Source organism: Catellatospora aurea (genome assembly GCF_042663325.1).
GTDB classification, from domain to species: Bacteria; Actinomycetota; Actinomycetes; order Mycobacteriales; family Micromonosporaceae; genus Catellatospora; species Catellatospora aurea.
Map to the genome: position 1 here is coordinate 39,678 of NZ_JBHTAC010000035.1, position 13,829 is coordinate 53,506.

The 13,829-nt window shown below is 74.8% G+C and carries 11 protein-coding genes; 9 read left to right on the forward strand and 2 right to left on the reverse strand.

From position 1 onward, the window contains the following. The first annotated feature begins 37 nt into the window (after positions 1-37). Entirely contained in the window at positions 38-1,144 is a 1,107-nt protein-coding gene (locus ACFQO7_RS27175) for an oxidoreductase (RefSeq protein WP_376809026.1), read from the forward strand. A 46-nt stretch (positions 1,145-1,190) separates the two neighbouring features. Then, positions 1,191-1,589 carry a hypothetical protein gene (locus ACFQO7_RS27180; protein WP_376809027.1) on the forward strand — a complete coding sequence of 133 codons (399 nt, stop codon included), beginning with the start codon at positions 1,191-1,193 and terminating at the stop codon, positions 1,587-1,589. Between the two features lie 100 nt (positions 1,590-1,689). Here ACFQO7_RS27180 and ACFQO7_RS27185 read toward each other — a convergent pair whose 3' ends face one another. Next, the gene (locus tag ACFQO7_RS27185) at positions 1,690-2,319 is read right to left on the reverse strand and encodes a TetR/AcrR family transcriptional regulator (RefSeq protein WP_376809028.1); all 630 of its coding nucleotides are present in this window, start codon (positions 2,317-2,319) and stop codon (positions 1,690-1,692) included. A gap of 136 nt (positions 2,320-2,455) precedes the next feature. On the opposite strand from ACFQO7_RS27185, the gene ACFQO7_RS27190 reads away from it, so the two are divergent. From ACFQO7_RS27190 to ACFQO7_RS27205, 4 genes are all read left to right on the forward strand, one after another. Continuing rightward, positions 2,456-3,364, forward strand: a complete 909-nt coding sequence (locus ACFQO7_RS27190) for a C40 family peptidase (RefSeq protein WP_376809029.1) — start codon at positions 2,456-2,458, stop codon at positions 3,362-3,364. 664 nt (positions 3,365-4,028) lie between these two features. Then, complete coding sequence (locus ACFQO7_RS27195; RefSeq protein ID WP_376809030.1) at positions 4,029-4,613, forward strand: hypothetical protein; 585 nt, start codon at positions 4,029-4,031, stop codon at positions 4,611-4,613. 33 nt (positions 4,614-4,646) lie between these two features. Further along, positions 4,647-6,419 (forward strand): M48 family metalloprotease, encoded by a 1,773-nt coding sequence (locus ACFQO7_RS27200; protein ID WP_376809031.1) that lies wholly within the window; start codon positions 4,647-4,649, stop codon positions 6,417-6,419. Next, positions 6,416-8,035 carry an NHL repeat-containing protein gene (locus ACFQO7_RS27205; protein ID WP_376809032.1) on the forward strand — a complete coding sequence of 540 codons (1,620 nt, stop codon included), beginning with the start codon at positions 6,416-6,418 and terminating at the stop codon, positions 8,033-8,035. Before ACFQO7_RS27200 ends, ACFQO7_RS27205 begins: the two co-directional genes overlap by 4 nt. 38 nt (positions 8,036-8,073) lie before the next feature. Here ACFQO7_RS27205 and ACFQO7_RS27210 read toward each other — a convergent pair whose 3' ends face one another. Then, on the reverse strand, positions 8,074-9,279 hold the full coding sequence (locus tag ACFQO7_RS27210; protein WP_376809033.1) for an RNA-guided endonuclease InsQ/TnpB family protein: 1,206 nt from the start codon (positions 9,277-9,279) through the stop codon (positions 8,074-8,076). 155 nt (positions 9,280-9,434) lie between these two features. On the opposite strand from ACFQO7_RS27210, the gene ACFQO7_RS27215 reads away from it, so the two are divergent. From ACFQO7_RS27215 to ACFQO7_RS27225, 3 genes are all read left to right on the forward strand, one after another. Then, positions 9,435-10,445, forward strand: coding sequence for an AAA family ATPase (locus tag ACFQO7_RS27215; RefSeq protein WP_376809034.1), 1,011 nt, complete (start codon positions 9,435-9,437; stop codon positions 10,443-10,445). Next, positions 10,442-11,557 (forward strand): DUF58 domain-containing protein, encoded by a 1,116-nt coding sequence (locus tag ACFQO7_RS27220; protein WP_376809035.1) that lies wholly within the window; start codon positions 10,442-10,444, stop codon positions 11,555-11,557. Before ACFQO7_RS27215 ends, ACFQO7_RS27220 begins: the two co-directional genes overlap by 4 nt. A gap of 77 nt (positions 11,558-11,634) precedes the next feature. Beyond that, complete coding sequence (locus ACFQO7_RS27225; protein WP_376809036.1) at positions 11,635-13,803, forward strand: transglutaminaseTgpA domain-containing protein; 2,169 nt, start codon at positions 11,635-11,637, stop codon at positions 13,801-13,803. Positions 13,804-13,829: the final 26 nt, after the last annotated feature.

Consider the following 13,829-nt stretch of genomic DNA (forward strand, 5'->3'; position numbering starts at 1 on the left):
TGACCCTGACATCAATGTCAGGTTCTACCTTAACCCCATGACCGACCGCATCGCACCCGCCATCGCCGGCGGTGCCCTGCTCGCACCGCTGCTTGAGCCTGTCACCATGGCCGGTCTGCGACTGTCCACACGCTTCGTGATGGCCCCGATGACCCGCGCCCAGTCGCCCGGCGGGATCCCGACGGCCGCGGTCGCGGCGTACTACCGCCGCCGCGCCGAACACGGCGTCGGGCTCATCATCACCGAAGGCGTGCTGGTGGACCACCCCAGCGCCGGACACGAGGACGCCGTGCCACGGATGGCGGCGGGAGCGGCAGAGGACGGCTGGCGGCACGTCGTGGACGAGGTCCACGCGGTCGGCGGCCGGATCGCGGCGCAGCTGTGGCACCTGGGCAGCCTGCGCGAGCCGGTCGACGGTCTGGTGGCCTGGTCGCCGTCTGCGGTGCCGGAGCCGGGGCGTCCCGTCGCCCACCCGATGTCACTCACCGACGCCGACACGATCCTGACGGCGTACGCCGAAGCGGCCCGGGTCGCGGCACGCGCCGGATTCGACGCGATCGAGATCCACGCCGCGCACGGCTACCTGCTCGACGAGTTCCTGTGGCCGCGCACGAATCGGCGCACGGACCGGTATGGCGGGTCGGCAGCCGGCCGGGCCCGGTTCCCCGCCGAGGTCGTGCGCGCCGTGCGCGCGGCCGTCCCCGCGGACATGCCGGTGATCGTGCGGTTCTCCCAGTTCAAGGAACGCGACTTCAACGCCCGCATCGCCGACTCCCCGGCCGAGCTCACGACGATCCTGGAAGCCCTCACCGGGGCGGGAGCCACCGTCCTGCACGCCTCCCAGCGCAGATTCTGGCAACCGGTGTTCCCCGGCTCGCCGCTCAACCTCGCGGGCTGGGCCAAGCGGATCACCGGCCTGCCGGCCATCACCGTCGGCGGGGTGGGCCTGACCCGCGACTTTCTCGAACCTGGTCGGGAGTCCTCGCTGACCGGACTGGTGCAGCGCCTCACCGACGGGGAGTTCGACCTGGTCGCCCTCGGCCGCATCCTGCTCGGCAATCCCCACTGGGTGACCCTCGCTGCCGGGGGCCGGATCGACGGCATCGAGGACTACCGCAAGGAGCACGAGCACACGTTCGCCTGAGGTACCCGGTTGGCAGTTGTTGTCTCCCACTGACACCATGCCGATCATGCGATGGGCACCGAATCAAGATCAGAATGTTTATGTGATGGTCGGGCCGTCCGGGGGTCGACCCGACTTCGAGCAGGTCCCGCGCATGTCATCGACTATCTTCGCTCAGCCTGGCCAAGACGTGACTCCGCCTGGCGGCATTGTGCATCTGGTGGGCGACCTGGTCTTCTATCCGCATATCGCACGCATGGCCCTGCTCAGTGCCATCGGCCGCTGGATTGCCCATTGGGTGGTGTTCCGAGGTGGCTGGACCGTATATATCGATGCGCCGGACCGAGACCCGATCAAAGTCAGATGTGCCGGTCGCGCGGAAGCCCGCCTCCGCGCAGATCAGCTCGCCATCGAGATACAAGCCCATGGCGTGGCGGCAGTGGACCGGATCGCCCGACAACGGTAGTCGGCCACCGCCCCGGTGGATGCAGGGTGCGCCGATCTGACGCACAGTCAAACGCGGCGCGGAACTCCACGAAGTTCTGACAGGCGGTCCGGCCAGGATGTCAGGAGCGGGGCGGCGTGGGCGCGGCGGCGTGCAGCGCGGTCAGGGCCGCGTCGAGCGCCGCCGACAGCGGCTCGATCGAGCGGGTGGCCTGGGTCAGCAGGAGCCCGCCCTGCACCGAGGCGAAAACGGCCAGGGCCAGGCGGTCGGGGTCGGCGTCGCGGCGCAGCAGGCCGCTGTCGCGCATCCGCCGCAACCCGTCGCGCAGGTAGCCGCACCAGCTGTCCAGGTGCCCGGCGACCTGCGCGGCCGCCACGGGGTCGGTGCCGGTCAGCTCGCCGACCAGGGTGCCGACGGGGCAGCCCCAGTGCGGCTGGGTGCCGTAGTGGGCGAGCAGCGCGTCGCGCCAGCCGTCCCAGTCCGCCCAGGTGTCGAGCGTCTCCAGGTAGGGCCGCTGCGCCTGGAGCACCCGCTCGAACTGGTACGTCGCGATGGCCATGACGAGTTCGGTCTTGCCCCCGGGGAAGTAGTGGAACAGCTGGCTCTTGCTGGTCAGCGTGCCCGCACGGACGTCGTCGAGGCTGGTGCCACCCACCCCGCGCGCCAGCACCAGGTCCGCCGCCGCGGCGACGATCCGGGCGCGGGTGGCGGCACCCTTGGCGGTGAGCCGGGGTGCGGTGGCGGTCGTCATCAGCACATTCTAGCGATACTGGACCATCAGGTCCAATTCTTGGCCGAGTCTCCCACGCCGTGGGCGGCCCTGACCCGATGAAGAAAACTTTTGTAGGCTCCCCGGTGACATAGCTATTTCCTACAGGGGTGAGCGCATGAACGAGCCGACGCGGACCATGGCGGTGGCGGTCTCCGCCGCCGGACTCTGGATCTCCCCCGACGTCGTACGCCCCCTGGACGTCCCTGCCCTGAGCACGCCCGCGGGGTTGCGCGCCTGGGCTGCGGCGCAGGGCCCCGACGAACGACGTGACCTGTGGGGCCGGCTCGACAGCCAGCTGCTGCTGGGCGAGACCGTGCTCGTCACGGAGGTCCGTGACGGCTGGGCCCGGGTCAACGCCCCGCTGCAGCCCTCCCGCAAGGACCCCCGCGGCTACCCGGGCTGGCTGCCGCTGTCGCAGCTCGCCGCCCCCGCCGAGCCCACCGGCGCGCAGGTGGTGGTCACCGAGCAGGTCACCGAGCTCCGAGACGCTCCCGACGGCAGGGTGCTCGCCGACGACGTCAGTTATGCCACGGTGCTGCCCGCCCGCCGGCGGCAGGACGCGTTCACCGAGGTCGTGCTGCCCGGCGGGGGCACCGGCTGGCTCGCCGACAAGCACCTGGACACCTATCGCGCCCGCGGCCCGCTGCCGACGACCGAGCAGCTGGTCGCCGCGGGACGGCTGTTCCTCGGCCTGATGTACCTGGCCGGCGGCACCCACGGGCTGATGCTCGACTGCTCCGGGCTGCCCCACCTCATCTACCGCCGGTTCGGGCACAGCGTCCCGCGCGACGCCGGCGACCTGGCCCTGCTGGGCGAGCACGTCGAGGTGGCCGAGCTGGCCCCCGGCGACCTCGCGGTGTTCCAGAACGACGAGACCGGCGACGTGTACCACACCGGCATCTGCACGGGCGGCGAGCAGCAGGTGCTGCACGTCTCCCAGCCCGACTGGGCCTGCCTGGAGGGCGCGCTCGGCGAGCGCCGCCGCCGCCACCTCGTCTCGGGTCGGCGCCTGCGGTCGGAGTAGCGCGCCCGCTCCCGCGCGGGCAGGCGGCGGCCCGCGCGGGAGTGGTCGGCGTCAGCCGCCGTTGACCGGCTGGAACGGGGTCAGGTCGACGGTCGGCCGGGTGGTGCGGGCCGTGGCCGCGGCGACCGGGGCGCAGGTGGCCCGGGCCGGTGCCGCGCTCGTCCTCGGCGGCCGACGCCGGCGCGGCGACCCCGAACGTCGCGGCGGCAGCGCCGAGGCCGAGGCCGCCGATGGCGGCCCGGCGGGAGAGAGGTGTGGACACAGGGGTTCCCCGTTCGTCGTCAAAGGATGGTCCGGTCGATCCTAGGCACGCCCACGTCCGGTTGCCGACCTGTCGCCGCCGCGGCCTGCGCAGACATCCATCAGGGCGCATGCGGTCGGCGATCGGTCCCTCCACTCTCGACTGTCGGGCGGCCACGTGAGCAGCGCCGATCGCCGGACGTGCGAACCCGATCGGGTGACTGTCACCAAAGCGACACGCCCGCCACGGTATGCGAGCTGCCCTCATGACCCCGGCAGCCTGGCCATACGCATGATCCATCTGGCGTGAGATCGATCCCTGCCGCTCATTCAGGTTTGCGGGCAACTCGGCCGGTGTCGGGCGCTTCGCCGGGAGTGCTACCTAGGGACTCTTCCCAGGATTCGGCAGAGGAGACGGACCGGCGTGCTCGCGGACGATGAGACCAGGCAGTGGGCGCAACGCCTCGCGGCGGCGACCGCACCGCAGGAGACCGGCATAGCCGACGGCGTCGTCGAGGCGTACCTCGCCGGCGGAGCCCAGCGCGAGGCGATCCTGCGCCCCGGCCGCTCCGGCTCCGGTGCGGCGGGCGTCGAGCTGGTCACCGCGCTCGCCGCGGTGCTGCAGGCCGTCGACGTCGCCGGCGTGCACCTGAAGGCGCTGCTGGACGCCGAGGCCACCGGCAACGCCCTGAACCTGCTCGCGCTCATCGTCGGGATCAAGGCGTACCGCACCTCGAAGGCGAGCCGGCCGCCGCAGAACCCGCCCGTCGACCCCGAGCTGGCCGCGCGGGCCAGGGCCGCGGTGGACCGGATGCAGACCTCGCTGGAGAAGTCGGGGCTGCCCGCCGACGAGGCGCACGAGCGCGCCGTCCTGATCATCAAGGAGCTGCTGGCGGCCCCCGCCTCCGCCGCCGCGTTCGTCCGCCGGGTCAGCGCCGAGGCCGCCGCGGAGCCCCGCTCCGGGCCGCCGAACAGTTCGCGCCGCTGGTTCCGCCGCGGCGGCAACTGAGATGGGCCCGCACCGGCCGCGGCGACCGGCCCGATGACCGCCACCGCACCCGCGCCGGCCGTCGCGCCCGCGCTGCCGCGCCCGCTCGCGCCGCCCTGGCTGTGGCTGTTCTTCGCGCTGTGCCTGCTCAGCACAGCATGGAACCTGCCGAGCCTGCTCACCGACCCGGTGGCGGCGACTCGGGCCGTGTTCGACCGCGGCTCGCACGCCGACCCGACGGTGACCGCCATGCTCGCCGTGCTGGCCGTCTGCTCGGCACTGCCCACCCTGCTGATCGGCCTGGCGCTGGTCGCGGTGCTGCTGCCGCGGCAACGCGGGCGGCTGGTGGAGCGGCGGCTCGTGCCCCCCGGCGCGCTGCCGGTGCGCGCAGCGTCGGCCGTCGCGCAGATGCAGTCCTTCGTGGACACCGTCCATCACGGGGTGGTCGTCCGGCTGTCGGCCGCGCCCGGCAACGGCGGCGCGCAGGTGTACGCCGCCGGCTGGCGCGCGCCGCGCATCCTGGCGTACCCGCCGCTGGTCGCGCTCTGGGAGCAGGACCCCGCCGCCGCCCGCGCGATCCTGGTGCACGAGCTGGGCCACATCCGCAACGGCGAGCACCTGCTGGTCGGCCGGCTCGGGCCGTTCGCGCTGCTGGCCCGCGCCTGGGCGCCGGTCTACCTGGCGCTGCTCGCCGCGCCGCCGCTGCTGCTGCCGATCGCCGACGAGCAGGCGTTCGAGGTGGCGGGTTCGCTGCTCGGCGGCGCGGTGACCGCCGCGCCGTCCGGGCTGATCGCGCCCGTGCTCGCGCTGTGGGTGGCCGAGCTGACCGCCGACCGGGTCGCCGCCGAGGACGGCCGCGCGCAGCCGCTGGCCGGGACGCTGTCGCGGGGCCGCCGCGCCTTCGGCCGCCTGCTCACCCACCCGCCGCGCTGGCTGCGCCGGGCGCTGCTGCGCCGCCCCGACCCGGCGACCGTGGCGGTGCTCGCGGCCTGGCCGCTGACCTTCCTCGGCGAACTGGCGCTGCTCGGTACGGCGGCGCTGCTGGCGTCGGCCAGTGAGCGGTGGACGCTGGCGCAGGCCTGGCACCACTACACCGGCGCGGGCTACGGGTTCGCCTCCGCCGGGCTGCGCACCTGCCTGGTCGCGGGCCTGCTGCTGCTGTGCTGGCCGTGGCTGAGCGGCGGGTGGCCCGCGCTGTGGACCCGCGGGCGGGCGCCCGTACGGCCGCGCACCGGCACCGCGCTGCACGTGGCCGCGGCGCTGATCCCGCTCGCCGTCGCCGGGGCCGTGTTCGCCGTCCGGCCGGTGCCGCCGGCGCAGCTGTGGAGCCTGGACTACCCGGCCCGGCTGACCGCCGAGCTGAGCGGCGTCGGCCCGGCCACGACGCCGCGGCCCGGACCCGACCTGCCCGACGGCGCGGGACCCGGCTGGACGGGCGGCCCGCTGACCTACCCCGTGCGGCTGCGGACCGTCGCCGTGGTGTCGCTGGCCCGCGTGGGCGGCAGCGACGGCCGCACCGCCGAGGCGAACGCGATCCTGCTCGGCAGCGTCTGGGAGTTCACCGCGGACGGCCGGGTCGTGTGCCGGCCCTCCGGCGGCCGCAAACCCGTGGGCGGCACGTTCACCGCGGACGGGCCGTGGCACCTGTCGGTGGGCGCGTTCCCGGCCGACTTCACCGACCCCGTCGCCGACAGCATCGTCGGCCGGTTCGACCTCGCCGTCAGCCCGCCGCGGGCCGAGCTGCAGTGGTCCGCCGGCTGGTCCGCCACCGGCGACAGCAGCCAGTACCGGACCGTCGTCACGCTGATCCCGCAGGACACGCCATGACACCACTGCCGTCCCTCGCCCGCTTCTACCGCCGGCACCTGCGGGTCAGCGGCACCGTGAGCACCCTGCTGCTGGTCGCCGGGCTGACCACCGCCGCGCTGCTGCCCGCCCCGCCCGCCGCCCGGCCCGCGCTGGACATGACCCGGGCGAGCGCGTGGCTGGAGAGCACCGCCATCGGTGCGGTGTCGCTGGTCAGCGCCACGGCCGGCCGTGTCGTGACGGTCACCGCCGTGCCCGGCGCGGCCGGCCACCGGATGTCGGTGCAGCAGGACGGGCCCGATCCGTACGTGTCCGATCTCGACGCGAACACGATCACCCGGATTGACGGCGCACGCCTGGCCGCCGACCCGGCGGTGGCGTACCCCGCCCCGGTGGACCTCGTCACCGCGGGCGGCGACCTGTACGCGGTCTCGATGACCGCGGGCTCGGTCACCGCCGTCGACCCGGTGACCCTGACCGAGACCGGGGTCCCGCTCGGCCTGCCGCATCCGCCGCTGGGCGCGGTGCTCGCCGGGCCCGACGGCATCCTGTGGGCGCACATGACCCTCAACGGCACGCTGGTCGGCGTCCGCGACGGCGCCGTCCGGACCAGCGCGCCGTCGGCGTTCTTCGCCGAGCAGGTCGCCCTGGCCGAGGTCGACGGCACGGTGGTGCTGGCCAACCTCGCCAAGGGCATCGTCGTCGCGCTGGACGAGCGCGGCGTGCCCGCGCAGCGCTGGGCGGCGCTGCCCGCCACCGGGCCGACCGCGCTCGTCGCCGCCCGCGGCGCGGACGGCGTCCTGCCGGTCGTCCTGCCCGGCCGGGGCGAACTCGTGCTCAGCCGCCCCGGCCGGGCCCCGGCCGACATCGTCGACCTGCGCGCCGGATCCGCGGCACGCCTGGGCAGGCCGGTGCTGGCGGGCGGCGTGGTGTACGTGCCCGACGACGCCACCGGCCGGGTGCTGCGCTACGCGCCGGGACGGGGACTGCTGGCACCGCTGTGGGTCACGGCGGGCCAGGCGAGCCTGCGGGTCATCGCCCGCGACGGCCTGGTCTGGGCGCACGACGCGGACGGCCCGCAAGCGGTCGTGGTCGACGGCGACACGGTGCGCAGCCTGCTCAAGTACACGGTGCCGAGCCCGAGCGCCGTCCCGTCGGCCGCACCGCCGAGCGCCGCCGCGCCGCCCTCGCCCGGCCCGTCACCCATGCCGCGCCGCGACCCGGTGCTGCGCCTGCCGATCACCTACCGGGCCGTGTCCATCACGTCGTTCACGCAGCTGCAGGGCCAGGCCGCGTGGGTGCCCGCGATCAGAAACCGCCTGCTGTCCGGGACCTGGCGGCTGACCAAGTCGGGCTCGATCTCGTACACCGCGCAAGGCATGGCCGCCAACATGCAGCCGGTGGGCGGCACGTTCTCGGTGTCGGGCAGCCGTGTCGGCTTCCGCGGCACCAAGACCTACCGGGACTCGGTCGCGAACAACTCGCTGACCATGTCCGGCACCATCACCGCCGGTCCGCGGCCGGTCATGACGGTCACCTTCGACTCCCGCACCGAGACCGTCGCGATCGTCAACGGGCAGACGTTCCGGACCGTCGTCGTCTCCCGCTACCGCGCCACGCTCCGGCTCACCGCCTGATGAACCCCTCGGAAAGGACCCATTTGACATCCCCCGCCCTAAAGGACGGGGACTCCCTTGGTCGCCCTCGGGTTTTCCTGTTTCGCCGACGACTGCCCCGTCCGAGAGGTTCCTCGTTGAGGTCTTACATCGTCTCCGCAGGCTGTCACCGCCAGTCCGGCGGCCAGGATGTTGCGTGCAGCGTTCACGTCACGGTCGTGGACGGCCCCGCACGGGCACGTCCACTCCCGCACGTCCAGCGGCATCTTCTGCACGAGTGCACCGCAGGCCGAGCAGAGCCGGGTCGAGGGGAACCAGCGGTCCACCACGATCAGGTCCCGGCCGTGCCAGGCGGCCTTGTACTCCAGCATGGTGCGAAACTGCCGCCACGCCGCATCACTGATCGCACGCGCGAGACGGTGGTTCTTGACCATGTTCGCCACGGCCAGGTCCTCGATCACGATCGCTTGGGTCTCACGAACGAGCCGAGTCGTCAGTTGGCGCAGGTGGTCGCGCCGCCGGTCGGAGATCCGGGCATGGATGCGAGCGACCTTGATCCGGGCTTTGGCCCGGTTGGCCGAGCCCTTCTGGTTGCGGGCCAGGTTGCGTTGCGCACGGGCCAGCCGCTGCCGGTTGACGCGTTCATGGCGCGGGTTGGTGATCTTCTCGCCGGTGGACAGGGTGAGCAGGCTGTCCAGGCCGGCGTCGATCCCGACCATTCCCGTGGCCGGGGTTTGGGCGATGGCGTCGTCGCAGAGCAGGGACACGAACCAGCGCCCGGCGGCATCCTGCGACAGGGTCACCGTCGATGGCGACACCCCGTCCGGCAGCGGCCGCGACCACACGATGTCCAAAGGCTGGCTCATCTTGGCCAGGGTCAGCATGCCGTCGCGCCACCGGAACGTGCTGGCCGTGTACTCCGCCGAGCGGCGCGAACGTCTCTTGGACTTGTACGTGGGGTGCTTGGCGCGTCGGGCCCAGAAGTTGGTGTAGGCGGTCTGCAGGTGCCGCAGCGCCTGCTGCAACGGCACGCAGGAGACCTCGTTGAGGAACGCGAGGTCGTCGGTCTTCTTCCACGCGGTGAGCATGGCCGAGGTGGCGTTGTAGTTGATCCGCTCCTGCCGCCGGGTCCAGGCTTCGGTCCGGGCTTGCAGGGCCATGTTGTAGACCAGCCGGACGCATCCGAACGTCCGCGACAGCTGGGCTGCCTGCACGTCGGTCGGGTAGAAGCGGTACTTGAACGCGCGCTTCACCGCCCTGGCCACGACATGAATCCTAACAGGACGATCGCAGGGTTTCGTACTGGCGTACGAGTAGACGCCGGTCCGCCTCGGCGGCGGATCGGCTGTGCGTGTCCTGCTGCGCAGGAGTCCCGTTTCCTCCCCGGCCTGAAGGCCGGAGTATCCACGGAAGGAATCTGATGACCGACCTTCGCAACGGCACCGTCCTGGCCCAGCAGCCTCCGCCGCCGCCGGACGTGGCGGCGTTCGCCCGCAGCTTCCGCGGCCTCACCGGCGTCGTCGAGCAGACCGTGCACGGCCAGGCCGAACACGTCGCGCTCGCGGCGACCTGCCTGCTCGCCGAGGGCCACCTGCTCATCGAGGACGTGCCCGGGGTCGGCAAGACGTCGCTGGCCACCGCGCTGGCAGCGGCGTTCGGCGGGCGGTTCCGCCGCATCCAGTTCACCGCCGACCTGCTCCCCGGCGACATCACCGGCGTCACCGTGTACGACCAGCGGCGCAACGAGTTCACCCTGCACAAGGGCCCGGTCTTCGCGAACGTGGTGCTCGCCGACGAGATCAACCGGGCGTCGCCGAAGACCCAGTCGGCGCTGCTGGAGGTGATGAGCGAGCAGCAGGTCACCATCGACGGCACCCGCCACCAGCTGGAGTCGCCGTTCCTGGTCGTCGCCACGCAGAACCCGGTCGACCACGACGGCACGTACCCGCTGCCCGAGGCACAGCTCGACCGCTTCCTGATGCGGTTGGAGCTGGGCTATCCCGACCACGGCGCGGAGCGGCAGATCCTCGCCGGACACCGGGGCGGGGCCGCGACCAGGCCGCGCCCGGTCACCGCGCTCACCCCCGAGCAGGTGCGCGACATGGCCGCGACGGCCCGCTCGGTGCACGTCGATGACCAGGTCGCCGACTACATGATCCGGATCGCCGCGGCGACCCGGGCGGCGGAGCAGACCCGGCTGGGCGTCAGCCCCCGCGGCACGGTAGCGCTGCAGCGCGCGGCGCAGGTGTGGGCGGCCGCGTTCGGGCGGGAGTTCGTCACCCCCGACGACGTCGTCGCGCTGGCCCCGTGGGTGCTCACGCACCGGATCCTGCTGACCGCCGACGCCGAGTTCGCCGGAGCCACCGCGTCCGGTGTGGTGCGGGCGGCGCTGGACGCGGTCCCGGTGCCCCGCCAGCCGGTGCGGCCGTGACGGCGTCCGGGCTCACCCGCCCCGGCTGGGCGGTGGCGGCCGTCGCGGTCGCGGCACCGGCCGGCGGATACCTGCTCGGGTACGCAGAACTGCTGCTCATCGGCGTCGCGGCGGTGGTCGCGCTGGCCGTGGCAGGGATCTCGGTGTACGGCGCGCTGCCCGCCGCGGCAGACCTCGACCAACTCCCCGCCCGCGCGCAGCGTGGCACGCGGACCTCCGGTCGGCTGGTGGTACGCGCGCCCTCGCGCCGCCGCAGCCGCGCGTGCACGGTCCACCTCCAGGTCGGCGACGCCCTGGTGGCCGTGACCGTGCCCGCGCTGACGGCGGGACGGGACTGGAGCGGCCCGGTGCCGCTGCCCACCGGCCGCCGCGGCGTCGTCACCGTGTCCGCGCCACGGCTGTCCCTGGTGGACGCGCTCGGCCTGTGCCGCCGCGAACGCACCGGGCAGGGCGGCGGCAGCATGTGCGTGCACCCGGTGGTGGCCGCCGGCCTGCCCGCCGGACGGTCGCCCGCCGGGGACGGGCACCCCGCCGGCCAGCCGTCACCGGCCGGCCTGACCCACTGGGGGCTGCGCGACTACCAGCCCGGCGACGACCTGCGCCGGGTGCACTGGCCGTCCAGCGCGCACACCGGCCGCCTGCTGGTGCGCCAGTTCGAGCAGGACCTCCAACCCGGGCTGACCCTGCTGATCGACAACCGGCCGGACGCCGACCCCGACGGATTCGAGCTGGCCCTCGACGTGGCCGCGACCCTCGCCGTCGCCTGCCTGGCGGCGGGAGCGGGCTGCGAGGTGCGGTTCACGGCCGCACCCGGCTGGCGGCCCGCGAACCCCGCGACCGCCCGCTCGGGCCTGCTCGACCTGCTCAGCCGCACCGCCGTCGCCACGTCCGGGCAGCTCACCCCCGCCCGGCGCCGCAGCGCGGCGGCGCTGGCCGTCGCCGTCACCGCCCGGCCCGAAGGAGCCGACCCGGCGCTGCTGGCCCACCTGTCAGGGCTGGGCCGACCGGTCCTGGTGCACACCGGCCCCGCGGCGGCGGTCACGTCGCTGGCCGGGTTCACCGCCGCCTGGCCCCGGCTCGCCGCGACAGCCCGCTCCCGGGCACGCCGATGACGGCCCCGGTCACGGCATCGCGGGGTGGTGTCCCGGCACCGGCGACCGCCGCGCGAAGACCGCCGGGCGGAGCGTCCGTGTCCACCTGGCTCGCCGCGGCCGTCGCCGGGATAGGCGCGGCGGCCGGCTGGCTGCGCGTCCTGCCCGGCACCCGGATGGCGCTGCTGCTGGCCATGGCCGCCACCGCGCCACTCCTGCTCGCCGCGACAGCCCGGCTGCTGCGGCGCACGGCGTCCACACACGACACGGGACAGGACGGCGACCGACGTCCGACCACCGCCCCGCCGCCGGTGTCCGCGCCCGGGCCTGCGCCTGCGTCCATGCCCGTGCCGGTGCCGGTGACGTTGGGGCTGTCGCTGGCGGTCGCGGTCACCATCGCGGCGGCGACGTTCTGGGGGTCACCGGCGCGGGTCGCGCAGGCCGCGGCGGCCGCCGTCGACGGCTGGGCGCACCTGCTGGCGACCACGGTGCCGGCCAGCCCGGCTCCGCTCCTGGCGACCGGGCCGTTCCTGCTGGTGTGGCTGGCGGCCGCGGTCACCGGTGAGCTGCTGGCCCGCACCACACGCACCGCCTGGGCCGTGGCACCCACCGCCGTCGTCTTCGGAGCCTCGTCCGCGCTGGCCGGGGGCACGGCCTTCGCGGTCGCCGCGGCTGCCGGGTTCGCCCTCGGCGGCGTGCTGCTGCTCCGCGCGCGGGCCCGTGACCTGCGTGGCCCCGCACTGGCGCGGCGGTCGGCGCGGGTGGCTCAGATGGCGCGGGCCGCGGTGGCGGTCGTCGCGGCCGTGGCGGTCGCCGTCGTGGCCGTCCCGCACCTGCCCGCACGGCCCCGGGTGGACCCCCGTGATCACGTGACCGTGCCCGACACGGCGCTGACCGGGGTCAACCCGCTGGACCGGGTGACACCGTGGCTGTCCGCGCCGGACACCGAGCTGTTCCGGGTCACCGGAGACGGGCCGCTGCCGCAGCGCCTGGCGCTGGTCGCGCTCGACGCGTACGACGGCCGCACCTGGACCTCGACGGCGCGCTACCGGCCCGCCGGGTCGGCTGTGCCCGCTGCCCCGTCCGGTGGGCGGCGGCTGAGCGTCGAGGTCGCCGTCACGGGGCTGGGCGGCGTCGCGCTGCCCAGCGTGGAGCGCCCGGTGCGGCTGGACGGCCCGGCCACGCTCGCCGTGGACCCGGACACCGGCCTGCTGCTGGACAGCGGCGGTCTCGCCCCCGGGCTGCGGTACGCGATGACGAGCCTGGTGCCCGCGCCTCCGCAGCCCGCCGACGTCGACGCCGCTCCGCGCGATCCGGCCCCGGCAGCGGCGCTGCCACCCGGCGTACCGGCCGAGATCGACGCGCTGGCCCGCGCCGCGGTCGGCGGCGAGACGCGACCCGGGGCGCAGGCCCGGCTGCTGGCCGCGTACCTGTGGGCCAGGGTCCGCAACGACCCGGGCAGCGCCCCCGGCCACGGCTACGGCCGGCTGGCGGTCGTGGCGGCGACCGGCGTCGGCGGCGCCGAGCAGATCGCCGCCCTGTACGCCGTCGCCGCGCGCGGCCTCGGCCTGCCGGTACGGCTGATCGTCGGGTTCACCGTGCCGGATGGCACGAACGGGCTGGTGCGCTCCGGTGACGTCGCCGTATGGCCGCAGGTGCGCCTCGGCGGGCTGGGCTGGGTCTCGTTCGGCCCCACCGCGCAGGCCGCGCCCGGCTGGCAGCCGGCTGGCCCGCCCACGGCGGCACCGCTGCCGTCGACCCCGCCCCGCCTCGTGCCGGGCGCGGGCGCACCGACACCGGGTGACCAGCTCGCGGCCGACGGGCCGCTGCCCGTACGCCGCCCGGACTGGCCGCTGATCGCGCTGATCGCTGCCGTGGTGCTGGCCACGGCGTGGCTGTCGCCGCAGGTGGCCCGCGCCCTGCGCCGCCGGCGACGGCGGACCCGCCGGGACCCCGCCGAGCGGGTCGCGGCCGCGTTCCAGGAGGTCGTGGACACCGCTGTGCGCGCCGGAACGCCCGTCGCGCACAGTGCCACCGTGCAGCAGGCGCTCGACCGGGTCGACACCGCCATCGACCGCCGCCGGCCGCCCGACACCGACTTCGCTCCCCGCCAGGTCGACCTGGACGTGCTGCGGGAGCTGACCGAACGCGCCGTCTACGGCGCGCGGCCGCTCACCACCGCCGAGGCCGACGACGCCTGGGCCCGCGCGGACCGGCTGCGGCGCAGGCTGCGCCGGCCTGTCCCACGGCGGCGACGACGCCCCTGAACGCGGGCCCCGGCGCACCTCCGGGG